The sequence below is a fragment of the Mesorhizobium sp. M0664 genome (assembly GCF_040320565.1).
Lineage (GTDB): Bacteria > Pseudomonadota > Alphaproteobacteria > Rhizobiales > Rhizobiaceae > Mesorhizobium.
This window is the reverse complement of the sequence record NZ_JAMYPW010000048.1, coordinates 1-25,876: the sequence shown is the minus strand read 5'-3', so window position 1 is coordinate 25,876 and position 25,876 is coordinate 1. Positions and strand designations below refer to the sequence as shown.

At 63.4% G+C, this 25,876-nt stretch carries 24 protein-coding genes; 14 read left to right on the top strand and 10 right to left on the bottom strand.

Features of this window, described 5'->3' with window-relative positions:
* Nucleotides 1–17: 17 nt before the first annotated feature.
* Entirely contained in the window at nt 18–341 is a 324-nt protein-coding gene (locus tag NKI39_RS28425; RefSeq protein WP_352614782.1) for a hypothetical protein, read from the top strand.
* On the top strand, nt 247–777 hold the full coding sequence (locus NKI39_RS28420) for a hypothetical protein (RefSeq protein WP_352836029.1): 531 nt from the start codon (nt 247–249) through the stop codon (nt 775–777). Before NKI39_RS28425 ends, NKI39_RS28420 begins: the two co-directional genes overlap by 95 nt.
* 210 nt (nt 778–987) lie before the next feature.
* Here the strand turns inward: NKI39_RS28420 and msrA are convergent, their stop codons facing one another.
* From msrA to NKI39_RS28400, 4 genes are all read right to left on the bottom strand, one after another.
* On the bottom strand, nt 988–1,716 hold the full coding sequence (msrA, locus tag NKI39_RS28415) for a peptide-methionine (S)-S-oxide reductase MsrA (protein ID WP_352539816.1): 729 nt from the start codon (nt 1,714–1,716) through the stop codon (nt 988–990).
* 77 nt (nt 1,717–1,793) lie between these two features.
* Nucleotides 1,794–2,108, bottom strand: a complete 315-nt coding sequence (locus NKI39_RS28410) for a hypothetical protein (protein WP_352472837.1) — start codon at nt 2,106–2,108, stop codon at nt 1,794–1,796.
* A 78-nt stretch (nt 2,109–2,186) separates the two neighbouring features.
* Complete coding sequence (locus tag NKI39_RS28405) at nt 2,187–2,903, bottom strand: DUF1223 domain-containing protein (RefSeq protein ID WP_502898622.1); 717 nt, start codon at nt 2,901–2,903, stop codon at nt 2,187–2,189.
* A gap of 184 nt (nt 2,904–3,087) precedes the next feature.
* The gene (locus tag NKI39_RS28400) at nt 3,088–4,119 is read right to left on the bottom strand and encodes a pilus assembly protein TadG-related protein (protein WP_352836025.1); all 1,032 of its coding nucleotides are present in this window, start codon (nt 4,117–4,119) and stop codon (nt 3,088–3,090) included.
* Between NKI39_RS28400 and NKI39_RS28395 the strand changes: the two genes are divergently transcribed.
* Both NKI39_RS28395 and lepA read left to right on the top strand, forming a co-directional pair.
* Nucleotides 4,070–4,198 carry a hypothetical protein gene (locus NKI39_RS28395; protein ID WP_352817959.1) on the top strand — a complete coding sequence of 43 codons (129 nt, stop codon included), beginning with the start codon at nt 4,070–4,072 and terminating at the stop codon, nt 4,196–4,198. The two genes, NKI39_RS28400 and NKI39_RS28395, sit on opposite strands and share 50 nt — an antisense overlap.
* A gap of 134 nt (nt 4,199–4,332) precedes the next feature.
* The gene (gene lepA / locus NKI39_RS28390) at nt 4,333–6,138 is read left to right on the top strand and encodes a translation elongation factor 4 (protein ID WP_352836003.1); all 1,806 of its coding nucleotides are present in this window, start codon (nt 4,333–4,335) and stop codon (nt 6,136–6,138) included.
* Nucleotides 6,139–6,232: 94 nt separating this feature from the next.
* Here lepA and dinD read toward each other — a convergent pair whose 3' ends face one another.
* Both dinD and NKI39_RS28380 read right to left on the bottom strand, forming a co-directional pair.
* Nucleotides 6,233–7,174 carry a DNA damage-inducible protein D gene (dinD, locus tag NKI39_RS28385; RefSeq protein ID WP_352836001.1) on the bottom strand — a complete coding sequence of 314 codons (942 nt, stop codon included), beginning with the start codon at nt 7,172–7,174 and terminating at the stop codon, nt 6,233–6,235.
* Nucleotides 7,175–8,089: 915 nt separating this feature from the next.
* Nucleotides 8,090–8,299: a YegP family protein gene (locus tag NKI39_RS28380; protein WP_352835998.1), complete on the bottom strand. Its 210-nt coding sequence runs from the start codon at nt 8,297–8,299 to the stop codon at nt 8,090–8,092.
* Between the two features lie 627 nt (nt 8,300–8,926).
* Here NKI39_RS28380 and NKI39_RS28375 point away from each other — a divergent pair.
* The 5 genes from NKI39_RS28375 to NKI39_RS28355 all read left to right on the top strand — a co-directional run bounded on the left by NKI39_RS28375 (nt 8,927) and on the right by NKI39_RS28355 (nt 15,853).
* Complete coding sequence (locus NKI39_RS28375; RefSeq protein ID WP_352835995.1) at nt 8,927–9,439, top strand: hypothetical protein; 513 nt, start codon at nt 8,927–8,929, stop codon at nt 9,437–9,439.
* 278 nt (nt 9,440–9,717) lie between these two features.
* Entirely contained in the window at nt 9,718–10,092 is a 375-nt protein-coding gene (locus tag NKI39_RS28370) for a hypothetical protein (RefSeq protein ID WP_352453928.1), read from the top strand.
* Between the two features lie 427 nt (nt 10,093–10,519).
* Nucleotides 10,520–11,143: a CDGSH iron-sulfur domain-containing protein gene (locus tag NKI39_RS28365; RefSeq protein ID WP_352472830.1), complete on the top strand. Its 624-nt coding sequence runs from the start codon at nt 10,520–10,522 to the stop codon at nt 11,141–11,143.
* Nucleotides 11,144–11,385: 242 nt separating this feature from the next.
* A complete protein-coding gene (locus NKI39_RS28360) occupies nt 11,386–13,413 on the top strand; it encodes a hydantoinase/oxoprolinase N-terminal domain-containing protein (protein ID WP_352835991.1) in 2,028 nt (675 codons plus the stop codon).
* 268 nt (nt 13,414–13,681) lie between these two features.
* The gene (locus NKI39_RS28355; RefSeq protein ID WP_352835989.1) at nt 13,682–15,853 is read left to right on the top strand and encodes a malate synthase G; all 2,172 of its coding nucleotides are present in this window, start codon (nt 13,682–13,684) and stop codon (nt 15,851–15,853) included.
* Between the two features lie 241 nt (nt 15,854–16,094).
* On the opposite strand, the gene NKI39_RS28350 is transcribed toward NKI39_RS28355, so the two are convergent.
* The 4 genes from NKI39_RS28350 to NKI39_RS28335 all read right to left on the bottom strand — a co-directional run bounded on the left by NKI39_RS28350 (nt 16,095) and on the right by NKI39_RS28335 (nt 20,341).
* Nucleotides 16,095–17,624, bottom strand: a complete 1,530-nt coding sequence (locus NKI39_RS28350) for a YifB family Mg chelatase-like AAA ATPase (RefSeq protein WP_023679867.1) — start codon at nt 17,622–17,624, stop codon at nt 16,095–16,097.
* Between the two features lie 168 nt (nt 17,625–17,792).
* A complete protein-coding gene (gene gshB, locus NKI39_RS28345; protein ID WP_352835986.1) occupies nt 17,793–18,734 on the bottom strand; it encodes a glutathione synthase in 942 nt (313 codons plus the stop codon).
* Nucleotides 18,735–18,950: 216 nt separating this feature from the next.
* Entirely contained in the window at nt 18,951–19,325 is a 375-nt protein-coding gene (locus NKI39_RS28340; RefSeq protein ID WP_352449625.1) for a GtrA family protein, read from the bottom strand.
* Between the two features lie 8 nt (nt 19,326–19,333).
* Nucleotides 19,334–20,341 (bottom strand): glycosyltransferase, encoded by a 1,008-nt coding sequence (locus NKI39_RS28335; protein ID WP_352449624.1) that lies wholly within the window; start codon nt 20,339–20,341, stop codon nt 19,334–19,336.
* Nucleotides 20,342–20,470: 129 nt separating this feature from the next.
* Between NKI39_RS28335 and NKI39_RS28330 the strand changes: the two genes are divergently transcribed.
* From NKI39_RS28330 to NKI39_RS28310, 5 genes are all read left to right on the top strand, one after another.
* Nucleotides 20,471–22,273 (top strand): GtrA family protein, encoded by a 1,803-nt coding sequence (locus tag NKI39_RS28330; protein WP_352835984.1) that lies wholly within the window; start codon nt 20,471–20,473, stop codon nt 22,271–22,273.
* Between the two features lie 132 nt (nt 22,274–22,405).
* Nucleotides 22,406–23,173, top strand: a complete 768-nt coding sequence (locus NKI39_RS28325; protein WP_352702070.1) for an SDR family NAD(P)-dependent oxidoreductase — start codon at nt 22,406–22,408, stop codon at nt 23,171–23,173.
* Nucleotides 23,173–24,123, top strand: coding sequence for a 2-dehydro-3-deoxygalactonokinase (locus tag NKI39_RS28320; RefSeq protein WP_502898623.1), 951 nt, complete (start codon nt 23,173–23,175; stop codon nt 24,121–24,123). Before NKI39_RS28325 ends, NKI39_RS28320 begins: the two co-directional genes overlap by 1 nt.
* The gene (locus tag NKI39_RS28315) at nt 24,120–24,758 is read left to right on the top strand and encodes a 2-dehydro-3-deoxy-6-phosphogalactonate aldolase (protein ID WP_352472811.1); all 639 of its coding nucleotides are present in this window, start codon (nt 24,120–24,122) and stop codon (nt 24,756–24,758) included. Before NKI39_RS28320 ends, NKI39_RS28315 begins: the two co-directional genes overlap by 4 nt.
* Nucleotides 24,758–25,639 carry an SMP-30/gluconolactonase/LRE family protein gene (locus NKI39_RS28310; RefSeq protein ID WP_352835979.1) on the top strand — a complete coding sequence of 294 codons (882 nt, stop codon included), beginning with the start codon at nt 24,758–24,760 and terminating at the stop codon, nt 25,637–25,639. Before NKI39_RS28315 ends, NKI39_RS28310 begins: the two co-directional genes overlap by 1 nt.
* The last annotated feature ends 237 nt before the right edge of the window (nt 25,640–25,876 follow it).

The window sequence follows — 25,876 nt, the reverse complement described above, 5'->3', positions numbered from 1 at the left end:
AGAAGAAGGGCAACAGAATGAACCCCTTTTCTGCGGCAGGACAGGATCGGCTGCTGCTTTTGCTGATCCGGACGGTCGCGCTGATCGGCGCACTCGCGCTTGCCGGCCTGCTGCCGGCCATGCCGCAGGCGCATGCCCAGGACGCGGCCAACTGGACGGGCGTGTGGGACACGAAGTGGCGCGGCGGCGGCGCCCAGATCAAGTTCGAGCAGACGGGCACTGACGTAAACGGCGTGTACCCGCTTTATAACGGCCGTATCGAGGCTAAGGCCCGATCAGCTACGTTACGTCCTGGCCGAGCTGCGCAAGCTGCTGATTGCCCATCCGCGCGTCATCGATGAGCCGTGCCGCGTGCGCTTTGCCGGCTTCGGCGCCTATTCGCTCGATATCGACGTGTTCACTTATGTCAAAACCGCCGACGTGGCCGATTTTCAAGCCATACGCGAGGACATCCTGTTGTCCATGATCAACATCATGGATGATGCCGGCGCGCAGTTCGCCTTCCCTTCGTCACTGGAATACAGAGCCACCGACCTTCCGGTCGACGACGAAAAACGCATCGCCGCGGAGAAAAGGGTCAGCGCTTGGCGCGAGGCGCAAAACCTGCCTTTCCCCGACTTCAGCCAGATCGACAAATTCGCCCTCAACAACACACTTGCCTACCCGCCTGAGGGCTCGGCGCATTATCGCGAGACAGAACCCGACCCGGACTCGGCCGAGGCAAAGGCGACGCTGGAGAAGGTGCGCTGGAGCCTGCCCTGGAAAAAGGGGGACTAGTGCGAAGCGCGGAAACTGCTGATCTCCCCCCTTGAGGGCCCCTTGAGGGGGAGATGTCGCTGAAAGCGACAGAGGGGGTCGCCGCGCGTGGAGTGCCAACTTCGTCTTCCTCGATATGCCGGACCGCGTCGCGCCAACCGAACCGACCCCCTCTGGCCTGCCGGCCATCTCCCCCTCAAGAGGGGAGATCAGCAGGCCCCCCGCAAAAGCTCAGCTCTTGTTGGCGGCCAGCACCAGCACCGGCTTTTCACTGTAGAGGTTGGGGAACAGCCGCTTCAGATTCTCGACCTTGGGCAGATCATTGTAGACGATATAGGGATAGGTCGGGTTGAGCGTCAGAAAGTCCTGGTGATAGTCCTCGGCCGGATAGAAGGTCTTGCCGGTCTCCAGCGTCGTCACGATCGGCTTGGGAAACACCTTGGCCTTGTCGAGCTGGGCGATGTAGCTTTCGGCGATCTTTTTCTGTGCGTCGTTTTCGGCAAAGATCGTCGAACGGTACTGGGTGCCGCTGTCCGGGCCCTGGTAGTTCAGTTGCGTCGGGTTGTGCGCGACCGAGAAATATACCTGCAGCAGCTGGCCGTAGGTCACCTTGGACGGCTCGTAGGTGATCTCGACGGATTCGGCATGGCCCGTCCGGCTGGTGCCGACCATTTCATAGACGGCCGTGTCCTGGTCGCCGCCGGCATAGCCGGAAACGGCGCTGGTGACGCCCTTGATGTGCTGGAACACGCCTTGCACACCCCAGAAGCAGCCGCCGGCGAAGACCGCCTTTTCGGTGCCGGCGGTGGCCTTCTCGTCCATTGCCGGCGGCGGGATCACCACCGCGTCTTCGGCCGAGACTGCCGGCGTCTGCCAGAATACGGCCGCGGCGGCCGTGAGGATGAGCGCGGCAAGTGCTGCTTTTGCGAAAATCGACGATCGTTTCACGGCTCCGGTCATGTCTGATCTCCCATGATGCTGGTTTGGATTATACGACGGATAGGTCCGCCGGGCTCTCACATTGCTGTGCGCATCGCCTATTTGGTCGGAGCCATGGCATCGCAGGCCTTGGTCGCTTCGGCTTTCTTCATGGCGTCCGTCTCGGCGGCGGCCTTGTTCATGCAGTCGGCCTTCATCGGATCGCCCGCCCTCATCGCGGTCGTGGCCATCGCGTCAGCGGCCATGGCGCCGGCCGGCTTCATGGCATCCGTTGCCGGCTTCATGGCGTTTGTCGCCATCGCCGGCTTCATCGCATCTTCGGCCCGCGCCGCGCCTCCTGCGAACAGCGCCGTCGAGCAAAGTGCGAAGGCGAGTGCCGCCAGGGTCGGGCGATTGGTCAAACGATTGGTCATGATGATCTCCTAGGGTTCTGGCAGGGTTGATCGCATGCGGCGGCGCCGCTGCGCGTTGTGAAAATTTCGGCAGGGTTTCTAGTTCGTAGCGGCAGCAAGGATCGGCCCGCCGCCCGGCACCTGCACCAGCACCGCTGTGCTGAGGCCGCCCGTCGCCGCCGGCAGCGGCAGTGCGGTGGCGTCGCCGGTCCAACTGCCCAGCCTGGTCAGCGAATGCACGACGTTGGCGTGCGGCAGCGTGCGGCCGGTGTTTTCGCCGCGCGCCACCGGCACGTCGACGATGCCCTTGCCGTAACGCACCAGCCAGACGTCGGCCTTGCCGCCGGGCACCGGACCGGCGCCGATGCTGACCTTTCCGCCGGCGAGCGACAGCGAAGGTCCGTCACCGTGGCCGCCGCTCGAAATCAGCTGCTCGATCTCGCCCGGCCTGGCGCCGACGGCATCGGCCCTGCCATTGACCACCACTTGCGGCGTGAACGGGCCGGAACGGCCGAGCGACGGTTCATAGCGGACCTGGCGCTGCGTGAATTCTTCTTTGCCGAATGTGTCCTTCCAGCCGAGATAGTCCCAGTAGGTGACGTTGAAGGACAGCGCCAGCACGCCGGGCCGGTCCTTGACCTTGATCAGATTGGCGTTGGCCGGCGGACAGGACGAGCAGCCCTGGCTGGTGAACAGCTCGACGACGGTCAGCGTCTCGCCGGCGGCCGCGCTGGTTGCCGACAGCACAGTCGCGGAAAACAGTGCCGCGGCGAGCCCCATCAGGGCTGTGCTGCGTTTCGCTGTCGATCCGGGCATCGCATTTCTCCTGCGCAGACATCGTGTCATGTCCACACTTCGCCGCCGACGCACGCTTCGTTACAGCATCACCGCTTCGTGATTGAGGAGAAGTCCGAGTTCCTAGAGCATTGGCGAGGGCCGAGGCGATGTCCGATCTCCCCCTTGAGGACCCACAAGGGGGAGGTAGGCACTCAAGTCGCCCCTATTGTGTGAGCACGGTTTCCGAAGGCCGCTTGTTGAACGCGCACTTGCCGGTCACAAAATAGGAAAAATCGGCATCGTCTATGGTGTTGTTGGTAAGTGATCCGCCATCTTCCCACGCTTGACTGCTGGTGATGCCGCACGGCACGGCCTCAAAGATGTCGACAGTCGTATTGGCCAGTGTCTTGACCTTGTCGATGAACAATCGGTCGGACGTGGCCGGATCGTCCGATCGCAGGGTTTCTTTCGTGCCCGAGGCCAGATAGCCGCCGCCAAGACCAGGATTGGGATTCGGAATCTTCATCTCCAGAGACAGGTTATCCATGTCCTTCACATCGATCACCGCACCGGCGCCGGTCGCGGGATACATCGTGTTGACGCAGGTGGTTGCGTATTTCCTGGTGCCGCTGATCTGAGTGATTGTGCCGGTGGGCAAGCCATAGAAGCTGGTCACCGTGACGGTCGTGCATACTTGTTTCTGGACCAGCGTCTCCGTCGTTCCGTTGATCGTGTAAACAGAGGACGTCCCGTAGCCTTTGGGATCGCCAAACCTGTTGTACGCGTAGGAGATCCTCATCAGCTTGTTGGCCACCGTGTCCCCGAATTTGGTGCCGTAGAGCGTCACCGTCTTGTCCCACCAGCCAGAGATCTTGTCGACCTTGAACGTGGCCTCCACCAATGCCGGCTGCTTTGTCACTGCCGACGCAACGCCGACCTGCACCGTGTTGATCCTCGCGATCTGCATGAAATTCGTCGGCATGGCAAAGCCGGCCGAAGCCTTGATGCTGGCGGCGCCGTCGGTGGCGACGACGAAGCTGTCGAGCTTGGCCGTGCCTTGCCCGCCATTGGCCAGATATGAGTCCTGCAGGCTTACCTGGCGGTCCGCCAACGTCGTGGTCGTCGCAAGCGTCGTGATCGACAGCGACGCTGCATCGAGGGCGTTCTGCATCGATGCCCTGGTTGAAACCGCGGAGGTATAGTCGATGGAAAAACCCAATGCGGCAACCATCGGGATAAGCAAGATGGCGAGCAATGGCGCGAACGAGCCGCTCACCGATCTGAGAAATTTGCGTGCTGACGGCGGCATTCCGATCCCCCCGAAACGGCGATAGACCGGTGGGCTACCACGCCGGGCGCAAACTATGCTCTAATCTCATGGATCAAAGTTTAACGACTTTGCCGCCCCGCCGCCGCACCCGCGTCCCGCCGCTTGCCGATGTACCGTGCCCCTGCTAAAGCGCGCCGCATGACCACGCCGATCAAGAACATCCGCAACTTCTCCATCGTTGCCCATATCGACCATGGCAAATCCACGCTTGCCGACCGGCTGATCCAGTCGACCGGCGGGCTGGAGCTGCGCGACATGAAGGAGCAGGTGCTGGACTCGATGGACATCGAGCGCGAGCGCGGCATCACCATCAAGGCGCAGACGGTGCGGCTGAAATACCGCGCCAACAATGGACAGGACTATATCCTCAACCTGATCGACACGCCCGGCCATGTCGACTTCGCCTATGAAGTGTCGCGCTCGCTCGCCGCCTGCGAAGGTTCGCTGCTGGTCGTCGACGCCTCGCAAGGCGTCGAGGCGCAGACGCTGGCCAATGTCTACCAGGCGATCGACAACAACCACGAAATCGTCGTGGTGCTGAACAAGGTCGACCTGCCCGCCGCCGAGCCCGAGCGCATCCGCGAACAGGTCGAGGAGGTGATCGGCATCGACGCCTCCAACGCCGTACTGATCTCGGCCAAGACCGGGCTCGGCATTCCCGACGTGCTGGAAGCGATCGTCAACGATCTGCCGCCGCCGCGCGAGGGCGACATCGCGGCCCCGCTGAAGGCGATGCTGGTCGATAGCTGGTACGATGCCTATCTCGGCGTCATCGTGCTGGTCCGCATCATCGACGGCGTCTTGAAAAAGGGCCAGACCATCCGCATGATGGGTACCGGCGCCAGGTACCTGGTCGAGCGCACCGGCGTCTTTACGCCAGCCCGCATCAATGTCGACGAGCTCGGCCCCGGCGAGTTCGGTTTCTTCACCGGCTCGATCAAGGAGGTTGCCGACACCCGCGTCGGCGACACCATCACCGAGGACAAGCGGCCGACGGCACAGGCCCTGCCCGGCTTCAAGCCGGCACAGCCGGTGGTGTTCTGCGGCCTGTTCCCGGTCGACGCCGCCGATTTCGAGGATCTGCGCGCCGCTGTCGGCAAGCTGCGCCTCAACGACGCGTCCTTCTCCTTTGAAATGGAAACCAGCGCCGCGCTCGGCTTCGGCTATCGCTGCGGCTTCCTCGGCCTGCTGCATCTCGAAATCATCCAGGAGCGGCTGGAGCGCGAGTTCAATCTCGACCTCATCGCCACCGCGCCTAGCGTCGTCTACCGCCTGCTGTTGAACGACGGCTCGGTCAAGGAACTGCACAACCCGGCCGACATGCCCGACGTGGTCAAGATATCGGCCATCGAGGAGCCATGGATCCGCGCCACCATCCTCACCCCGGACGACTATCTCGGCGGCATCCTGAAGCTCTGCCAGGACCGGCGCGGCATTCAGGCCGACCTCTCCTATGTCGGCAAACGCGCCATGCTGATCTACGACCTGCCGCTCAACGAGGTGGTCTTCGACTTCTACGACCGGCTGAAGTCGATCTCCAAGGGCTACGCCTCGTTCGACTATCATTTGACCGACTACAAGGAAGGCGACCTGGTCAAGATGTCGATCCTGGTCAACGAAGAGCCGGTCGACGCGCTGTCGATGCTGGTCCACCGCACCGCGGCGGAAAAGCGCGGCCGCCAGATGTGCGAGAAGCTGAAGGAGCTGATCCCGCACCATCTGTTCAAGATCCCGATCCAGGCCGCGATCGGCGGCAAGGTCATCGCCCGCGAGACCATCTCGGCGCTGCGCAAGGACGTCACCGCAAAATGCTACGGCGGCGACGTCTCACGAAAGCGCAAGCTGCTCGACAAGCAGAAAGAGGGCAAGAAGCGGATGCGCCAGTTCGGCAAGGTGGATATCCCGCAGGAGGCGTTTATCCAGGCGCTGAAGATGGGCGATTAGGCGGGCTGCGCCCGCTTGTTTGACAGGAGCCTTGGCCGCGCGTTGAAGAAAGTGACGAAGTCGGCAGCGTTGACGGTTGACAGGCTGAAGAAAGCTACCGGCCGGTAATCCCCTTCTGTGTGCCGATGCCTCTCTTCAGGCGGCGTTCGACCTTTTTGATGTCTTCCGCAGGCGGTAGCGTCTCTGGCATATCACCGCCAATTTCGCGGATAGTCTGGCGGACCTTCGCGCCAACATCGAAGTGAATACGGTTGGCGGCGTCCTTTCCTCTGGTCTGCTCTCGACGTAGCTTTTCTTCCGTCTGAGTGGCACGGAACAGATTCGCCGCTAACTCCGTGCTGCCCATGTGATCCAAGATTTGCTTGTTGGCTTTGAGTCCTTTGCGCCGCCGTATGCCAGGAACATCCAAGCCGCCATAGAGACCTTTATAGCCGTAGGTTTGGAAGATAGCGAAATCGAGCCCTTCACGAACGCCGGCATTCTTAGCGGCGCTGGCCAGGTTCCTGTTGTGCTCTTTGATCTCGTCGCGAAGCAGGCAGCGACGCTCATCCTCAGATAGAGGGACGTATTCGGCAGCGGCCTTGTCTGCAATCTCTTGGCGACGGGTCTGTATCGCAAAATACGTCTGGGCGAACGCTACTTCTTGTTTTCTCGCGTCGCCATTCAGTGCCGTCAAATAGCTGGCATACCGGCTGAGGACAATGTCATCTATCTCGCGTTCGGCCCCCTTGCCGAGACTGATCATTTTCCCGACGCCAGCAAAATGATCGGAAGTTGCATTTCCTGACGAACTACACGCTTCGCGTGCCTTATCGACAACCGTCAAAAAGTTGTCCCACTTCGCATATCCGAATAGTCGCTGTAGATCGCGGGCATACCAAAATTCGTTGCCCTCCTCATCCGTTTGAGCAGCTTCCTCGAATTTCGTTATAAGGTCTTCGATCGTGGCATTCGTTGCAGTTAGCTCTTGGGGATGGAATGCTTCTCCGAAGGCGATTTCTGCCAGCTTCCGGGAGCGGTCATTATCTTCAGGCATTCAAGCAACTCCGATTCGTGATCAGACACATTACCACGCGTCAACAATGTTTCGGCTTACAATTGACCCTTATCCCCGGCTTGGCCGAATCGCGTTCGGCCTGCCATCCTAGTTGCGGCGAAAGCCGGGGAACTGCCGGAGGCGAGCCCGCCCAGCGGCGCTGAAGCTGTGCGATGGAGATTATTCTCCGGGAGGCGGCGGCGGGGGACGATCCTCGGGTACAGGCGGGGATTCTCCCAAATCCGCAGCAATCTCTCGAAAAATACCATCAATATTTGCAAAGATTAGCCGACCGAGCTCTGTAACCTCTGATGCGTCACCTAGACGAATAAGGCGCATCGTTTGCAAGCATAGGACGGCAATGTCATCAGGTGAGTTGTCCCCTGATTGGTAGGCAGCCTGGAATGCGGATAGAACGGCTCGGACCAGTCTTGGTTCCAGTCGCGGGAGTGCGGTATTCCAAACGTGAATAGCGACAGATTGGCCTCCAACTCTGAGGCCAACGTTTGGTGTGAACCTAACAGAAAACGTTCCGCCAGGGCTTCGCACAGTAGTCGGTGGGAATTCCAAAATTGCGCCCGGGTTGACAGCTCTCCAAGCGTCCAGCCGCCGTAGGCCAAGTTGGGCGGACCGTCTCTCTGGCTCCGATGCAATTGTTAAAGTTGCAGCCAACAGACTCTCCAGGGGCTCCCCCGCCGTCAGACGGTGGCAGAGTCGGCGGAGGCTGCTGTGAAAATCATAGCCTCCTTCTCTTGGGGTAGATCTCCGGCGCAGCTCGGTACGCTGTGGGCGCACGTTCATGTGAACGATTCTCAATAGGGCAGAAATTCCAAAAGATGGCATTGACGCATCCTTCCACGCATCTGAATCTGCAAAAAGAAAGGCCCGCCAAAATGGCGGGCCTTTCAGACAACTTCATGCGGCGTTCTCAAGATTTGCCGGATACCAGACAAGGCTGTCTGTCGAAGCGTTCATGATATCGATACCGCGCTCTGCATCAACGCGACGCTTGTAGCCTTCGCTGCTCACGGCGATTGTCTCGCCATTCACAGCTTCGTAGGTCCAACGCCATTCACCACGATTGTCCTTGTACAACCAGTACGAGGGATAAGTACGCTGCGCCATTGGAGTAACTCCTTGAGTGGCGTAAGCGAACGTCAGGCTTGACCATGGCGCATTATTCTGATTCAAGATCAGTGTACCAAACACACCATACCTCGCGCCTGACATCCAAATCTTGTGCGGGTTAGAACTTTGAAACCGCCGCGGCTCGCCAGCTTTGCGGCGGTTTCTTTATTCTGGACGATTTCTTGAATGAGGCAAGCAGAGGCGAGAGTCAAGATATGGCTAGTAGACCGTTAACGCGAGCTGGCGGCCTCAAGATTTTCGTAATAAATTCAGGCGCTTACTTAGCTCTTCCCCAGAGTGGATAACCTAGCGTCCGTGATCTCTCACCCCAGAAACAATAATATTTTTCGGCCAAAAGCAAATATTGCGAATCGCTTTGATTCTAGCGCGCTGCAAAAACAAGTCTGCACTACTGACGTTATTGCCAATTTTACATATCCGTATTCCTTTATGCGTTTCAGCTCTTCACCTTCCCGGCGGAGCGATGATCAGCTTCCACCTCACCGAACCGCCTCCCGACGCCATGAGATATGCGCCGGGCAACGCGCCTGTAGAGCTTGGGGGCCGCCATTGGAGAACGCCCTATCCTGAAGTATCCTTGCGGCCTAGAGGGGGGAGATCTCAATGCGTTCCACTTTGGACACCATTGCCGCGATTGGCCTCGCCATCGGCGGCGCTCTGGGCCTCGCCGGCACCTTCGTGGCGAGCGCCGAACTTCGCGAAACGCTCTGGACGATCGACGGCGTGGCGCTGGTGGTGGCGACCGCGCTGCTGACGATGAAATATCAGCGCCAGGGCAATGACTGCGTGGCGGCTGGATTTTTGACCTTTCTCGCCGGCGAAAGCCTGCTGCTCTCCGGCAATGCGGCGGGGCTTGAGGCCAGCGTGCCCTCCTATGTCGGCGGTATCTCGCTTTGGGCGGCGGCGCTGGTCATGGTCAGCGCGCCGAAAACCTTCGCGCCGTGGATGCGGCTTACCGCTGTCGTGGCGGCTGTGCTGTTTGTCGTCTCAGTGGGCCTGATCCTGTGGGGTGCGCCTTTGCTGCCGACCTCGACGCCGCTGCCCGCTGCCGGATATCCCTTCCTGGTGCTCACATTCATCGGCTGGATCTGGACGCTGCTGAAGCCCAGCCGGTGAGGCCAGTCGGACCGCCCCCTCTCCGGCCTTCGCGGCCACCTCTCCCCCACTTCGTGGGGGCGAGGAACCCAGGTCTTGTGAGGCTTCGGCTATTGGCATGTCCTCGCCCCACGAAGTGGGGAGAGGTGGTTTGCGAAGCAAACCGGAGAGGGGTCTTCCTTGGCAACGCTGCGCCTTTCGCGGTGTGCAAATGGCGCACCCCCTTCCACCCATCCCGCCGCCATGCCATGTTCTCGCTCGCGGCCGGGCAGGCCGCTTCATTCCGGGGGGAAATCATCATGTCGTCCTACGCTTTCGCGCGCCGCATTGCCGCTGGGCTGTTCATTGCCGCACTGTTTGCGCCCGTCGCGCATGCCGGTGATGTCACCTTCGAGATCAAGAACAGCCATCCGAACGCCATGCGCGTCGAGCTCTACAGCCAGGACCGCGATCATGTCTGGCCGGGCAACAATCAGGATTACTATCTCAACGACGGCGAGACCAAGTCGATCCCGCTGTCCTGCAGTGACGGCGAATCGATCTGCTACGGCGCCTGGGTCGACGGCGACGAGAACACCTATTGGGGCGTCGGCCCCGGCAATACGGAAAAGTGCGACGATTGCTGCTACACCTGCAGTGGCGGCGAGACCGAGGAAATCGATCTGGTTCCGTGACGTGGCAGATCTCCCCCCTTGAGGGGGAGATGTCGCCAAAGGCGACAGAGGGGGTCGCCGCGCATAGAGCGCCAACCTGTTCTGCAGCAGCAGGCCGAGTCCGGTCGTGCCGACCCCCTCTGGCCGCTGCGCGGCCATCTCCCCCTCGAGGGGGGAGAGGGCCGTCCCGCGAGTGCAGGCCGGCAACGGAAATTCAAAGCTGAAACAAAAAACCCGCCTCGGCGGGCGGGTCGTTGGAGCCAATTGGCACCATACCCAAATTAGTAGCATAGCTGCCGGCACAAAGCAAGAACAAAATGTGGTGCTGCGAGCAAAAAATGGGAATTCCCTTACCGCCGCGCCCGAGGTCGGCCCTCACGAGGGGGAGAATGCTGCCTTGACGTCGTCCTGACTGTCGCCATAGCGTAGTCCGACAGGAGACCCACCCATGGCAGTGGTCGAAGGCGAGAAGATCGACATCGGCTTTTCGGGAAAACGTTGCATCCATTCGCGCAACTGCGTGCTTGGCGATCCGCATGTTTTCGTGCCCAACGCGCCCGGCCAGTGGATCCACCCCGAGGCGGCCAGCGTCGAGAAGATCGTGGCGCTCGCCGAAGCCTGCCCGTCCGGCGCCATCACCTATGTCCGCAAGGATGGCGGGCCGCAGGAACAGCCGCCGGTGGTCAACATTGTGCGCATAAGGGAAAACGGTCCGCTTGCCGTCCATGCCGAGATCGTGTTGGGCGGCGAAACGTTTTACCGCGCCACGCTCTGCCGCTGCGGCGCCTCGGAAAACAAGCCGTTCTGCGACGGCAGCCACGCCAAGGCGGGCTTCACCGCCACCGGCGAGCCGGCGCTGAAGGACACGCCGGCGCTGGAGGTGCGGAATGGCCCGCTGACCGTCACACCGACGACCAACGGCCCGCTCAAGCTCGAAGGCAATGTCGAAATCGTCACCGGCACCGGCCACACGGTCGACCGTACGCAACGCACCTTCCTCTGCCGCTGCGGCCACTCCGCCAACAAGCCGTTCTGCGATGGCTCGCACAAGCGCGTGGGGTTTGTGGGGTAGCCTAGCGATCTCCCCCCTTGAGGGGGAGATGTCGCCGAAGGCGACAGAGGGGGTCGGTACGTCCTGACGCCAACGCCATCGCGGCCAGAGAATGCCGGCGCTCCACGCGAGACGCCCCCCTCTGGCCTGCCGGCCATCTCCCCCTCGAGGGGGGAGATTACGCTGCCTTGGCCCAGCGCTCGTGCCTTTATCGGCCCGTTCATATCCGCTAAGGGGCGGAGACGAATTCTCCGGACCCAAATATGACCGCCAAGCCCAAACCCTCACCCCTGTTCCTCGGCATCGACACCGGCGGCACCTATACCGACGCCGTGCTGTGGTCGGAGGCCGGCGGGCCAAGCGGAAAGGTGCTGGCCAAGGCCAAGGCGCTGACCACGCGCCATGATCTGGCGGTCGGCATCTCCGGCGCGGTCGATGCGGTGCTCGAAATGGCCGGCACCGACCCGGCAGCGATCAAACTGGTATCTATGTCGACGACGCTAGCCACCAACGCGCTGGTCGAGGGCCAGGGCGGCCGCGTGGCGCTGGTGATGATCGGCTTTGCCGAGGGCGACCTTGCCCGCGACGGGCTGAAGGCGGCGCTTGGCACCGACCCGGTGGTGTTCTGCCCCGGCGGCCACGATGTCCACGGCAATGCGGCAAAGCTCGATCTGTCCGGGCTGGAGGCAGCTTTGCCGGAACTGGAAAAGTCGGTGTCCGGCTTTGCCGTCTGCGCCTATTTCGCCACCCGCAACCCGGCGCATGAGCTAAGCGCGCGGAACCTGATCCGCGACAGGACCGGCCTGCCGGTCACCGCCAGCCACGAACTGTCGGCCAAGCTCGGCGGCCCGCGCCGGGCGCTGACGACATTGCTCAACGCCAGGCTGATCTCGATGATCGACCGGCTGGTCGCGGCAACGGAAGGCTTTTTGGCCGCGCGCAACATTGCCGCCCCGCTGATGGTGGTGCGCGGCGACGGCGCTCTGGTCTCGGCTGCCTTTGCCCGCCAGCGGCCGATCGAGACCATCCTGTCCGGCCCGGCCGCCAGCCTCGTCGGTGCCCGCCACATGACCGGCATCGACGATGCCGTGGTCTCCGATATCGGCGGCACCACCACCGACGTCGCCGTGCTCGACAAGGGCCGGCCGCGGCTCGATCCGGAAGGCGCCACCGTCGGCGGGTTCCGCACCATGGTCGAGGCCGTCGCCATGCGCACCTTTGGCCTCGGCGGCGATTCCGAAGTGGCGCTGGAGGACGGCGCGCTCAATCCGAGAATCCTGCTCGGCCCGCGCCGCCTGGTGCCGCTGGCGCTGGCCGGCTTGATGCATGGCGAGGCCGTCACGGCGGAGCTCGAGCGCCAGCTGCGCGCACCCAATTCCGGCCGCATGGATGGCCGCCTCGCGGTGCGCACCGGCGTGCCGGAGCGGCTGGCGGCCGGACTGACCGGCGCCGAAGCCAAGCTTTACGAGATGATCGGTGCTGTGCCGCAGGCTCTCGACAGATTGCTGACCTCGAACGCCCAGAACGCCACCTTGAACCGGCTGGTGTCGCGCGGGCTGGTGCATGTCGCCGGCTTCACGCCGTCGGACGCCGCGCATGTGCTGGGCAGGCAGGCCAATTGGGATGCGGCCGCGGCGCGTCTGGGTGCCGAGCTGTTCACGCGCAGGCGCGACGGCCGCGGCCAGTTCATCGCCGCCTCGCCGGAGGCGATCTCGGAACGGGTGCTGACCGCGCTGACCCGCCTGTCGGCCGAAGTCATCCTCGAAACCGCCTTTGCCGAGGACGGGCTGGATGGCGCGGCGACCGTCGCCCATGCCCTGGTCCAGCGCGCCGTCGACGCGCATCCCGGCATCGCCCGCTTGAGCGTCGCGCTCGACCGTCCGGTCATCGGCCTCGGCGCCTCGGCACCGCTGCATTATGCCGGCCTCGCCGAGCTGGTCGGCAATCGATGCGTGGTGCCGCAGGATACCGATGTCGCCAACGCGCTCGGCGCCGTCGTCGGCCAGGTCCGGGTTTCGGCCGAGGCGCGGGTCAGCCAGCCCAAGGAAGGCCTGTTCCGCGTCGCCTCCGGTGAAAGCGTGCGCGATTTCAACGACGAAGCAGCGGCGATCGCCGCAGCGGAGAAAGATGTGCGGGCGATTGCCGCCGGGCGGGCGAAGGACGCCGGCACCGACAGCGCCGAGATCGAAATCGCCAGCGAGTTCCGCGTCTCCACAGTAGAGGGCCAGCGCATGTTCATCGAGGCGCATGTCGTGGCGGTGGCGTCGGGACGGCCAAGGATTGCGGTGTGAGCGCGTAATCTACCCCCTCGAGGGGGAGATGTCGCCGAAGGCGACCGAGGGGGTCGCCTCGCATGAAGCGCGACGCGATTTGGTGCAAAGAAGAGGTTGCACTTCCACGCGAGGCGACCCCCTCTGGCCTGCCGGCCATCTCCCCCACAAGGGGCCCTCAAGGGGGAGATCGGCAGCGAAAACGCCCTACCTTCACCCTGAGCTGAATTGACCCTGCCACCGTGACATGCCAAAGGCCCGGCCTAGCCTTTCGTCTGGAGAAGCCCTGATGACCGATCGCGTCGAGATCGCCGGATTGCGGATTGCCCGCGAGCTTCATGATTTCGTCGTGAACGAAGCGATGCCGGGCACCGGCATCGAGGCGGAGGCATTCTGGAACGGTTTTTCGGCGATCGTCCATGATCTCTCGCCAAAAAACCGGGCACTGCTCGAAAAGCGCGATGCCATGCAGGACAAGCTCGACCGCTGGTATCGCGACAATGGCGCGCCCGTCGACATGGAGGCCTACAAGACGTTCCTCCGCGAGATCGGCTATCTGCTGCCCGAGGGGCCGGCGTTCAGCGTGACCACCGAAAATGTCGACCCGGAAATCGCTTTGGTTGCCGGGCCGCAGCTGGTGGTGCCGGTGATGAACGCGCGTTATGCGCTGAATGCCGCCAATGCGCGCTGGGGCTCGCTGTACGATGCGCTCTACGGCACCGACGCTATCCCGGAGACGGCCGGCGCCGAGCGAGGCAACAAATTCAATCCGGCGCGCGGCGCCAAGGTCGTCGCCTGGGTGAAAAGCTTCTTCGACGAGGCGGTGCCGCTCACCACAGGCAAATGGGCCGGCGTCAACGGGCTTTCGGTCGCCAACGGCATGTTGCGGCTGGGCGAGGGTGCCGGCGCCACCACGCTTGCCGACCTCAGACAGTTTGCCGGCTATCGCGGCGATGCCGCCGACCCCGAAGCCGTCCTGCTGGTCAAGAACGGCCTGCACATCGAAATCGTCATCGACCGCAACAACCAGATCGGCCGCACCGATCCGGCCGGCATTGCCGATGTCGTGCTGGAATCGGCACTGACCACCATCCAGGACTGCGAGGATTCGATCGCCGCAGTGGATGCGCAGGACAAGGTGCTGGTCTACCGCAACTGGCTCGGCCTGATGAAGGGCGACTTGGCGGAGGAGATCACCAAGGCCGGCAAGAGCTTTGTCCGCAGGCTCAACCCCGACCGCACCTATACCGCGCCCGATGGCGGCACGCTGACCTTGCCCGGCCGCTCGCTGATGCTGGTCAGGAATGTCGGCCACCTCATGACCAATCCGGCGATATCGGACCGCGACGGCAACGAGGTGCCGGAAGGCATCATGGATGCGGCGCTGACGGCGCTGATCGCGCTGCATGACATCGGCGTGAACGGGCGCCGCGCCAATTCTCGCGCCGGCTCGATGTACATCGTAAAGCCCAAGATGCACGGGCCCGACGAAGTTGCCTTCGCCGTCGAGATTTTCGACCGCGTCGAGGCGCTGCTCGGCGTGCCCAAAAACACCATCAAGATGGGCATCATGGACGAGGAGCGGCGCACCACCGTCAACCTCAAGGAGGCGATCCGCGCCGCGAAAGAACGCGTCGTCTTCATCAACACCGGCTTCCTCGATCGCACCGGCGACGAGATCCACACCTCGATGGAAGCCGGCCCGATGATCCGCAAGGGCGACATGAAGCAGGCCGCCTGGATTGCCGCCTACGAAGCCTGGAACGTCGACATCGGGCTGGAATGTGGGTTGGCCGGCCACGCCCAGATAGGCAAGGGCATGTGGGCGATGCCCGACCTGATGGCGGCGATGCTGGCCGAGAAAATCGTGCATCCCAAAGCCGGCGCCAACACCGCCTGGGTGCCGTCGCCGACGGCCGCGACGCTGCACGCCACCCATTATCACAAGGTCGACGTTCATGCCGTGCAAGCGGCGCTGAAGAGCCGGCCCAAGGCAAAACTCGACGACATCCTGTCGGTGCCGGTCGCTGTGCGGCCGAACTGGTCGCCAGAAGACATCCAGAAGGAGCTCGACAACAATGCGCAAGGCATTCTGGGCTATGTCGTGCGCTGGATCGACCAGGGCGTCGGCTGTTCGAAAGTGCCTGACGTAAACGACGTCGGCCTGATGGAGGACCGCGCCACACTGCGCATCTCCTCGCAGCACATCGCCAACTGGCTGCATCACGGCGTCTGCACGCCCGAGCAGGTCATGGAGACGATGAAACGCATGGCGGCGATCGTCGACCGCCAGAACGACGGCGATCCGCTCTACCGGTCGATGGCGCCGGATTTCGACAAGTCCATCGCCTTCCTCGCCGCCTGTGACCTGGTCTTCAAGGGGCGCGTGCAACCCAACGGCTACACCGAGCCAGTGCTGCACGCACGGCGGCTGGAGCTGAAGACGCGGGATAACGGCTGAACCGAAAGCACGATGCACGCCGGCCAAGGGTAAGCGCCGGCGTCCCCCTCCCCCTTGAGGGGAGGGTGGCCCGAAGGGTCGCCAATGCAGTGCGCCAACCCAATTCTGACGGTGCGCCTTAGGAGGAGCATCGCAACGCTCCGCACCTCGGTCGGTTTCGAAATGCGACAGGCCGAGCGTCTCACCGGCGACCCCACCCGGCCGCTTCGCGGCCACCCTCCCCTCAAGGGGGAGGGGAACGTCACGCCGCCTGCGCCATCCGTTCCGAGCTCATGCGGTAGGAAATCGCTTCGGCCAGATGGATGCGGCCGACTGTTTCGCTGGCCTCGAGATCGGCCAGTGTCCGCGCCACCTTCAAGACGCGGTGATAGGCTCGTGCGGAAAAGCCGAGCTTTTCGCTGGCATCCCTGAGCAGCGACAGGCCGGCGGCGTCGGGCATGGCGATCTCCTCGATGACTGACGGCGAGCAATGGGCGTTGGTGGTGGCGGTCGCGCCGAGCCGCTCGAAGCGCTCTCGCTGGATCGTACGGGCGCGGGCAACACGTAGTGCGACGGCGGCACTTTTCTCCGCCCGGTCCGGCCGGATCAGATCGCTGGCCGAGACCGCCGGCACCTCGATCCTGAGATCGATGCGATCGAGCAGCGGGCCGGAAATGCGCGCCTGGTAGTCGGTGCGGCAGCGGTCGCCGCGCAGGCAGCGATAGCCGGGCTCGCCGGCCATGCCGCAACGGCACGGGTTCATCGCCGCGACCAGCTGGATACGCGCCGGATAGGTGACGCGATGATTGGCGCGCGCGATCATGCAGTCGCCGGTCTCGAGCGGCTGGCGCAGTGCATCGAGCGCCTGCGGCGAGAATTCGGGGAATTCGTCGAGGAACAGCACGCCGTGATGGGCAAGCGAGGCCTCGCCCGGCCGCACGCGCAACCCGCCGCCGACCATCGCCGCCATCGAGGCCGAATGATGCGGCGCGCGGAACGGCCGCCGGTCGGTGAGTTTTCCTTCGCCGAGTTCGCCGGCCACCGAGGCGATCATCGAGACTTCGAGCAATTCCCTGGGCGCCAGCGGCGGCAGGATCGACGGCAGCCGCTGCGCCAGCATCGACTTTCCCGACCCCGGCGGTCCGACCATCAGAAGATTGTGGCCGCCGGCGGCCGCCACCTCCAGCGCCCGCTTGGCGGTCTCCTGGCCCTTGATGTCGGCAAGGTCGGGCAGGTCGCGCGCCGCGGCATGGATGCCGGCTTCCGGCCGTGACAGAACCTGCGTGCCGCGAAAATGATTGGCGATGGCGATCAGGCTGCGCGGCGCCAATATGTCGAAGTCCTTGCCGGCCCAGGCCGCTTCCGGCCCGCAGGCGAACGGGCAGATCAAGCCCTTGCCTTCGGCGTTGGCACCGATTGCCGCCGGCAGCGCGCCAGCCACCGCGGCGATGGTTCCGTCGAGTGACAATTCGCCAAGCACGACATAGCCGGCCAGCATGTCGCCCGGAATGGCGCCGAGCGCCGCCATCAGCCCGAGGGCGATCGGCAGATCGTAGTGGCTGCCTTCCTTGGGCAGGTCGGCCGGCGCCAGATTGACGGTGACCTTCTTCGACGGCATCGACAGGCCGGATGCATGCAGCGCTGCCTGCACCCGCTCGCGGCTTTCGGCCACAGCCTTGTCGGCCAGCCCGACGATGTGCATGTTGACTTTGCCCGGCGCGATCATCACCTGCACGTCGACCGGCACGGCCTCGATGCCCTGGAAAGCAACCGTGCGAACCCGCGCCACCATGTCTTCACCCCGGATGCAGGCTTTTGCCCCAAGCCTTTGCGATCATGCCGCGAACGGCGTCACCGGAGACAACCACAGATTACCGGCGAAGGCAAGAACATTTGGGGAACAGCTGAGCGCCACGGCTGCAATGGTTTGCAACGCGGCCACTTCCAGAAGCAATGTACGCTAGTTGCGCTTCTCCTCCACGGCATCCCAGAACAGGCTGGCGATGTCGGCGCCGCCGAAGCGCTGCACTTCGCGTATGCCCGTCGGTGAGGTCACGTTGATCTCGGTCATGTAGTCGCCGATGACGTCGATGCCGACGAGGATGAAGCCGCGCTCTTTCAGCGCGGGGCCGATGCGGGCGCAGATCTCGCGTTCGCGTTCCGTCAATTCGGTCTTTTCGGCGCGGCCGCCGACATGCATGTTGGAGCGCGAATCATGCTCGGCCGGCACGCGGTTGATGGCGCCGACAGGCTCGCCGTCAATCAGGATGATGCGCTTGTCGCCAGCCCGCACCTCCTTGAGGTAGCGCTGCACGATGTAGGGTTCGCGGAACATCTGGCCGAACATTTCGAGCAGCGAGGCGAGGTTGCGGTCGGCCTCGTGCAGGTGGAAGATGCCGGCGCCGCCATTGCCGTAGAGCGGTTTGACGATGATATCGCCGAACTCCTTGCGGAAGGCTGCGACCTCGAGCGGGTCCTTGGTGATCAGCGTGTCCGGCATCAGGTCGGGAAATTCGGTGACGAAGATCTTTTCCGGGCTGTTGCGCACCCAGGCCGGGTCGTTGACCACCAGCGTCTTCGGATGGATGCGCTCGAGGATATGCGTGGTGGTGATGTAGTTCATGTCGAAGGGTGGATCCTGCCGCAAAAGGATGACGTCCATCTCCGAAAGATCGGTGCGGACTTCTTCGCCCAGCGAATAATGATTGCCCTTCTCGTCGCGAACCTGCATCGCCTCGATACGGGCAAACACCTTGCCGTCGCGCAGCGACAGCCGGTCGGGCGTGTAGTGGAACAACTGGTGGCCGCGCCGCTGCGCCTCCAGCGACAGCGCAAACGACGTGTCGCCGGCTACCGACACGGTGGAGATGTGGTCCATCTGGACGGCGACTTTCAGGGGCATGGCAGCTCTCCGGCGCACTTGGAGCGATCCACTTGGACGCACAAAGTACGCTCCAACATTTTTTGAATCCATGCATCGTGCTTTCCGAAAATCGATTCCGATTTTCGGGCCGATGCATCGACGACAGCGATATAAGGAAATCGGCGGCTTCTGCCAATCGGCCAAGGTCACGATGAGGCTGCGCTTCGCTTGGCGCAGACCTCGACGCGATAGTTCTCAGCGGTCGAAGACCAGCTTGGAATAGCCGAGGAAGGACAGTGCCATGGCGACCAGCGAGGCGACCGCAAGGGCTATGAGCGGCGACACCATCGGCAGTGCGAACAGCATGGCGCAATAGACGAGATAATTGACGACGCTGGTGGCAATGCCGACGCCGCCATAGCGGGCGCCCTCTTGCGCGACGCCGCGGCTGGAAGGCGAGAAGGTCAGATGGCGGTTGATCAGCCAGGTGACGGACAGGGCAAAACCGATCGAGATGATGCGAGCCGCGAAGGGGCCAAGCGGCGCTATCGCCAACACCAGCCAAAGCGCCGCCGCGTCGGCGACGAAGCCGATGCCGCCGGCGACAATGAAGCGGGCGAGGCGTCCCATTTAGGGCTCTAAGCCGCCCGCGGGGTCTTGCGCGGTCCGGTCTTCAAAGTCGCGAGCGCACTTGCGCGTTCGCGTTCGACGCGGCCGGAAGGCATCGACAGATAGAAGATGCGCTTCTGCTCGGCCCGGCCGCGCGACACCGAATCGAGGATTACCCCGGTCACCGCCGCCAGCATCGACAGCAGCAGCAGCCCGACCGACAGCACCCACGTCGGCATGCGCGGCACAAGCCCGGTTTCGGCGAACTCGATCAGCACCGGCGCCATCAGAAACAGGCTTGATGCCAGGAAGAACACCGAAAAAGCGCCGAAGAAACGCAGCGGCTGCGTCTCCTTCATCAGCATGGCGAACATCCACAGGATCTTCGCGCCGTCGCGAAAGGTCGACAGCTTCGACGAGGAGCCTTCCGGCCGGCGGCCATAGTCGAGTCCGATCTCGCTGACCGGCAATTTGAGCTGCGAGGCGTGCACCGACATTTCGGTCTCGATCTCGAAACCGCCGGAAACGGCGGGAAAACTCTTGACGAAGCGCCTGGTGAAGGCGCGGTAACCCGAGAAGATATCGGTAAAGTCCGAGCCGAACAAACGTTTGTAGAGGCTGTTGAAGATGCGGTTGCCGAAGGCGTGGCCTGTCCTGCCGGCGTCGTTGACGACGCCGCGCCTGGTGCCCACCACCATGTCGGAGCGCTCGGTCAGCAGCGTGTTGATCAGTTGTGGCGCGTCCTCCGGCGCATAGGTGCCGTCGCCGTCGGCCATCAGGTAGATGTCGGCCTCGATGTCGGCGAACATGCGGCGCACGACATTGCCTTTGCCCTGGCGCGGCTCGCGCACCACGATGGCGCCGGCGGCGCGGGCTCGGAGCGCCGTCAGGTCGCGCGAATTGTTGTCGTAGACATAGATCGCGGCGGCAGGCAGCGTTTCGCGAAAGCGCCGCACCACTTCGCCGATCGTCAGCTCTTCATTGTAGCAAGGCAGGAGCACGGCGATGCTCGGCTCATGGCGCACTTCTTGTGGCATTTTCGTCTCCGGATGCCCTGTGAGGCCCCTGACCACTCAAGCGCCGGCCTCGCTCGGGCGGCTTTACTATTTATTGAAGCTGTTAAGGCTAGGTTTAAACCGCACCGTATTCCTTCCAAAGGTCCTGATATGAGCACAGCCGACGATGGCGCCTCCATTTGGAGGTCCGATATCGCGCTGGCGCTGCTTGCCACGCTGCTGGCGCTTGCCGTCAATGCCTTTGCCGGCTTCCCGGCACTGACCAATGCCGGCGGCGACAACGACAATCTGCTGCGCCTCGTCGAAGTTCGCGACATGCTGGCCGGCCAAAGCTGGTTCGATCTGCACCAGTACAGGATGGGCCTGGAAGGCGGTTTCGTCATGCATTGGTCGCGGCTGGTCGATGCGCCGATCGCCGCCATCATCATCGCCGTATCGGCCCTGACCGGCAGCGCGGCCTTTGCCGAGAATGTTGCGCAAGTGCTGTGGCCGGCGCTGCTCTTCTGCCTGACCGTATTTTTCACGGCTCGCGCCGCGCGCAGCTTTGCCGGTGACAGCGCCGTGCTGCCCGCTGTCGTGATCGGCGCTGCCGCACTGTATTTCCTCGGCATTTTTTCGCCTGGCGCGCTCGATCACCACAATGTCCAGCTGATGCTGAGCATGGCCAGCCTGAGCCTGTTGCTTGAAGCGCCAAGGCGCAGGCCAGCGGCATTGCTCTCCGGCCTGTGCGCCGGATTGATGCTGGCCGTCGGCATGGAAACCGCGCCTTATGTCGCCACCATCGGCGCCTCAGTCGCCACGCTGTTTGCCCTCGACGCCGATGGCGAGAGGTCGATTGCCAGGGATTTCGGCCTCGGCTTTGCCGGCGTCTCCGCCCTCGTCTTTGTCGTCACCATTCCGTGGTCCGCCTGGGGTCAGGCGCAATGCGACGCCTTCTCGGCCGTGCAGTTCGTCGTCGCGGCGATTGCCGGAACCGGCCTTGCGGCGATAGCGTCGATCGAGCCCGCCGGCCGCACGCGCCAACGGCGGTTCGCCTCGCTTGGCCTGCTTGCCCTGATATTGGCCGCTCTCGTCGTCCTTTTGTTCCCACAATGCCTGGCAGCGCCCTACGCCAACCTCGATCCGCGCCTCAAGGAGCTATGGCTTGATCACATCGACGAGGCGCAATCGCTGTTCAAGCTGGTCGCTGAAGATCCGGCCGGGGTGGTGGCGCGCTATGCCACGCCGCTCATCGCGCTCGTGCTGATGGCGCTTCGCCTTGGCCGTGGCGGCTGGCGGCGGCAGGACAGCCTTGTCGGCGCGCTGCTTGTCGTGGCCTTCATCGTCAGTGCTTGGCAGGTGCGCGGTTCGACATTCTCGATCGCCTTCGCCGTCATCCCGCTTGCCGCCTGGATTGCCAAATGGCGTCAACGGGCAGAGGTCAGCCCGTCGCGCGGCGTGGCGCTGCGCATGGCCGCCGTCTGGCTGGTTTCAGTGAATGCCGTCTGGACTGGGGCTGCCGCGGCAACCTCGGTCGCCTTCGAGGACAGCAATACCGCCGCCGATAATGGCGACGGCGCCGATGTCGCTTGCCAGCGCATGGCCTCCTTTGCGGCACTCGGCCGCCTGCCCGGCACCACCGTGCTGGCAATTTCCAATCTCGGATCGCCTATCCTGGCCTATTCCGGACATCGCGTCTTCGCCGGGCCTTATCATCGCAATGTCGCCGGCAACCTGCTGGCGCTCGATGCCTTCCTTGGGTCCGATGCCGATGCCCGGACGGTCGTGGCGGATCATCACGTCGGCCTCGTCGCGCTGTGCCCCGGCAGCGCCGAAAGCAAGCTCCTCGCAGCCAAGGCGCCGGCAGGCTTTCTTGCCGGGCTGATGCGCGGCAGCGTGCCGGAATGGCTTGAGCCGGTTGCCGGGACCAGCGGAGCCGCAGTCGAATTGTACCGCGTCCGGCTGGGCAGCTGATCGATCGGCGGCCCGTGCGGCCTTTTGTCGGACATAAGTCCTGACAATCCACTCTTTCGCCCTTGCCCGCCCGACACGGCTGGATAGGATGCGCGCCGGCCGACCGAGATCATTGGACCGGGAGAGAATTTCATGATGCCATCGGCACGCTTTGCCGACCTCGAAGGCGCTTCGGTGCTGATCACCGGCGGCGGCTCCGGCATTGGTGCTGCCTTGACCGAAGGTTTTGTCCGCCAGGGGGCAAACGTCGCCTTCATCGATATTGCCGACCGTGCGAGCCTGGCGCTGGCCGATCGGTTAGAGAAGGAGCTGGGCCGGCGGCCGCTCTATCTCAAGACCGACATACGCGACATCGAGGCGTTGCGGCTATCGGCGGGCAAAGCTGCAGAGGCGCATGGCGACGTGACGGTGCTGGTCAACAATGCCGCGCAGGATGACCGTCATGCCGTCGAAGACGTCACGGTGGAGTTCTGGGACAACAACCATGCCATCAACCTGCGCCCGCATTTCTTCAGCGCACAGGCGGTGGCGCCGGGCATGAAGCGGGCCGGCGGCGGCTCGATCATCAATTTCACCTCGACCTCGTTTCTCATCAACCATCCCGACATGCCGGCCTATACCGCCGCCAAGGCCGGCATCGTCGGCCTCACCAAGGGTCTTGCCGGCAAGCTCGGCGTCGACGGCATTCGCGTCAACGCGATCGCGCCCGGCTGGGTGATCACCGAGCGGCAGAGAAAGCTCTGGGTCACCGAAGAAGCGCTCGCCGCTCATGTCGCCAAACAGTGCATCAAAGAGGTGATGCAGCCGGAAGACATTATCGGCACTGTGCTGTTCCTTGCGTCGGACGCCTCACGCATGCTGACCGCGCAGATGCTGATCGTCGATGGGGGGTTCCTGTGATCTCATCGAGCAAAGCAGCTTCCGTCGCGGCCGTCGACTGGGGCACCACCCGCATGAGGGTATGGCTGCTCGACGGCACTGGCAAGGTTCTCGCCGAGCGGCGCGGCGATGACGGGCTGATCACCGCCCAGGCTAAAGGATTTTCGTCCATTCTCGAAGGGCATCTGGCCGCCATGGGTGCTCCCGAGGCGCTGCCGGTCATCATTTGCGGCATGGCCGGTTCGCGCCAGGGCTGGCTGGAGGCACCCTATGTCAGCGTGCCGGCGCCGATAGGCGCTATCCTCGCCGGCGCTGCCCACATCCCCGGCCAGCGCCGTGATATCCGCATCGTGCCTGGCCTTGCCCAACGCCTCGCCGATGCACCTGACGTCATGCGCGGCGAGGAAACCCAGCTTGCCGGCGCCGGTTTACCGGCAAAGGGACGCCACCTCGTCTGCATGCCCGGCACCCATTCGAAATGGGTGCTGGTCGAGGACGGCTCTGTTGCCGGTTTCGGCACCTGGCCGACCGGCGAGCTGTTTTCGGTGCTGGCCGCGCACTCGATCCTACGCCATTCGCTGGGCGAGCCGCCGAAGCCGGTTGCCGCCGAAAATCCATTTTTCCGGGAGTGGTGCCTGAAGGCGTTGGCCGAAGGCGGTGACATCGGTTCAAGACTGTTCTCGATCCGCGCCGCCAGCCTGCTGCAGGATCTGAAGCCCGAGGATGCCGCCGCCTGCCTGTCCGGCCTGCTGATCGGCGGCGAGATCGCTTCGGCAAGTCGCCGTTATGGGGCGAGTGCCGTGCCCGTCGTGCTGATCGCGTCGGGCGCACTCGGCAAGCTCTATGCCGACGCCCTCGGCCTTGCCGGGCTCGCGGTCAGGGTGGTCGACGCCGACGAGGCGGTGCGTGCCGGTCTTGCTGAAGCCGCGCGCGAAAATGGCATGATCGCTGGAAATGGAGTTGCCGCATGACCGAAACCGCACCTTTTCCAAAGCTCGAGCGGGGTCTGGTCGCCATCCTGCGTGGCCTCAAGCCAAGCGAGGCGGTGGCGATCGGCCAGGCGATCTTCGGCGCCGGTATCGAAGCGATCGAGGTGCCGCTCAACTCGCCCGATCCTTACGCCTCCATCGCCAGCATTGTCGGAGCGCTTCCTCCAACAGCCTTGGTCGGTGCCGGCACGGTGCTCAGCGCCGCCGATGTCGACGGCCTGCACAAGGCCGGCGGGCGGCTGCTGGTCAGCCCCAATATCGATGCCGAGGTCATGGGCCGGGCCATGCACTACGGCATGGTGACGATGCCTGGCGTGTTCACGCCGACCGAGGCATTCCAGGCAATCCGGCTCGGTGCCTCGGCATTGAAATTCTTCCCGGCGAGCGTGCTTGGCGCGGCAGGCATTTCGGCGATGCGCGCGGTGCTGCCGGCCAGTGTGCTGGTCGGCGCGGTCGGCGGCGTTTCAGATAAGGATTTTGCCGGCTACAAGGCAGCCGGCGTCAGCGTCTTCGGTCTTGGCTCCAGCCTCTTCAAGCCGGGCATGAGCGTCGACGAAGTGGCAGCGCGAGCGAAAGCCGCAGTTCAGGCCTGGGACGCGGCGTTTGGAGCGGCATGATGAGCGAGACCATTGTTTCGGTTTTTTCCGACCATGTCTGCCAACTCGGCGAGGGACCAAGCTATGACCCTGCCACCGACACGCTCTACTGGTTCGACATCGTCAACGGCCAGCTCCTCGAACAGCGCCTGTCGGGCGGTGCTGTCAAAATCCACGAGCTCGGTCAGATGGCCAGCGCCATCTGCATCATCGACGACCAACGCCAGCTGATCGCCACCGAGACCGGTCTGCATGTCCGCGACGTCGCGACCGGCAAGCTGACGCTGCACACGCCGATCGAGGCCGACAATGCGGTCACCCGCTCGAACGATTCACGCGTTCACCCTTGCGGCGCGCTGTGGGTCGGCACCATGGGCAAGGGCGAGGAGAAGGGTGCCGGTTCGATCTACTGGTTCTTCAAGGGCGAGCTGCGCCGGCTTTATGCCGACATTACTGTGCCCAACTCGATCTGCTTTTCCGAGGATGGGACCATTGCCTATTACACCGACACCAGCACCGGCCTATTGATGCGCGTCGGCTGCGATCCGGCGACCGGACTGCCGGTTGGCGAACCGAAGGTCTTCGTCGATCACCGTTCGGCCAAGGGCTATATCGATGGTTCGGTGCTCGACCGCGACGGCATATTGTGGAACGCCTGCTGGGGCGGCAGCGTCGTCGAAGCCTATGGACCCGACGGCAAGCTTATCCGTTCGGTGGCGATGCCGGCGACGCAGCCGTCCTGTCCAGCTTTCGTCGGCAGGAACGCCGACCGGCTGGCGGTCACCTCCGCCTGGTCAGGCAAGAGCGAGAAGCAGCGCCTGCTCGACCCGCAAGCCGGCATGACATTCATGCTCGACATTCCAGTCAATGGTCGCTTCGAGCCACGCGTGCTGATTGGCTAGACCCATATCTAGCACTGTCGTGCAGGCGTCCAGCTGACGTCGGTTCCGCGAAAGCCGAATGCGCTCGCCGTGCGATGCTTGAACGCTTCATCGTTTCGCGGGAACGCTGAACCGCTCTATCTCTTTGTTTTGACGCAATTCCGGACGGAAAGCCGTTTCACACTTTTCCTGGAATTGCTTGTCTTATGACTTTCGCTGCCGAATGGGTCAGAAAGGAACGCTGAGAGAGGGTAGCCG

What these genes read in the sequence shown, in the direction of transcription:
- lepA (WP_352836003.1), top strand. Translation starts at nt 4,333, where the DNA reads ATGACCACGCCGATCAAGAACATCCGCAACTTCTCCATCGTTGCCCAT.
- NKI39_RS28315 (WP_352472811.1), top strand. Translation starts at nt 24,120, where the DNA reads ATGACCGAAACCGCACCTTTTCCAAAGCTCGAGCGGGGTCTGGTCGCC.
- NKI39_RS28375 (WP_352835995.1), top strand. Translation starts at nt 8,927, where the DNA reads ATGCGTTCCACTTTGGACACCATTGCCGCGATTGGCCTCGCCATCGGC.
- NKI39_RS28355 (WP_352835989.1), top strand. Translation starts at nt 13,682, where the DNA reads ATGACCGATCGCGTCGAGATCGCCGGATTGCGGATTGCCCGCGAGCTT.
- NKI39_RS28405 (WP_502898622.1), bottom strand. Translation starts at nt 2,903, where the DNA reads ATGCCCGGATCGACAGCGAAACGCAGCACAGCCCTGATGGGGCTCGCC.
- NKI39_RS28360 (WP_352835991.1), top strand. Translation starts at nt 11,386, where the DNA reads ATGACCGCCAAGCCCAAACCCTCACCCCTGTTCCTCGGCATCGACACC.
- NKI39_RS28310 (WP_352835979.1), top strand. Translation starts at nt 24,758, where the DNA reads ATGAGCGAGACCATTGTTTCGGTTTTTTCCGACCATGTCTGCCAACTC.
- NKI39_RS28365 (WP_352472830.1), top strand. Translation starts at nt 10,520, where the DNA reads ATGGCAGTGGTCGAAGGCGAGAAGATCGACATCGGCTTTTCGGGAAAA.
- dinD (WP_352836001.1), bottom strand. Translation starts at nt 7,174, where the DNA reads ATGCCTGAAGATAATGACCGCTCCCGGAAGCTGGCAGAAATCGCCTTC.
- NKI39_RS28335 (WP_352449624.1), bottom strand. Translation starts at nt 20,341, where the DNA reads ATGCCACAAGAAGTGCGCCATGAGCCGAGCATCGCCGTGCTCCTGCCT.
- NKI39_RS28350 (WP_023679867.1), bottom strand. Translation starts at nt 17,624, where the DNA reads ATGGTGGCGCGGGTTCGCACGGTTGCTTTCCAGGGCATCGAGGCCGTG.
- NKI39_RS28370 (WP_352453928.1), top strand. Translation starts at nt 9,718, where the DNA reads ATGTCGTCCTACGCTTTCGCGCGCCGCATTGCCGCTGGGCTGTTCATT.
- NKI39_RS28425 (WP_352614782.1), top strand. Translation starts at nt 18, where the DNA reads ATGAACCCCTTTTCTGCGGCAGGACAGGATCGGCTGCTGCTTTTGCTG.
- NKI39_RS28395 (WP_352817959.1), top strand. Translation starts at nt 4,070, where the DNA reads ATGGAAAAACCCAATGCGGCAACCATCGGGATAAGCAAGATGGCGAGC.
- NKI39_RS28380 (WP_352835998.1), bottom strand. Translation starts at nt 8,299, where the DNA reads ATGGCGCAGCGTACTTATCCCTCGTACTGGTTGTACAAGGACAATCGT.
- gshB (WP_352835986.1), bottom strand. Translation starts at nt 18,734, where the DNA reads ATGCCCCTGAAAGTCGCCGTCCAGATGGACCACATCTCCACCGTGTCG.
- NKI39_RS28410 (WP_352472837.1), bottom strand. Translation starts at nt 2,108, where the DNA reads ATGACCAATCGTTTGACCAATCGCCCGACCCTGGCGGCACTCGCCTTC.
- NKI39_RS28325 (WP_352702070.1), top strand. Translation starts at nt 22,406, where the DNA reads ATGATGCCATCGGCACGCTTTGCCGACCTCGAAGGCGCTTCGGTGCTG.
- msrA (WP_352539816.1), bottom strand. Translation starts at nt 1,716, where the DNA reads ATGACCGGAGCCGTGAAACGATCGTCGATTTTCGCAAAAGCAGCACTT.
- NKI39_RS28330 (WP_352835984.1), top strand. Translation starts at nt 20,471, where the DNA reads ATGAGCACAGCCGACGATGGCGCCTCCATTTGGAGGTCCGATATCGCG.
- NKI39_RS28340 (WP_352449625.1), bottom strand. Translation starts at nt 19,325, where the DNA reads ATGGGACGCCTCGCCCGCTTCATTGTCGCCGGCGGCATCGGCTTCGTC.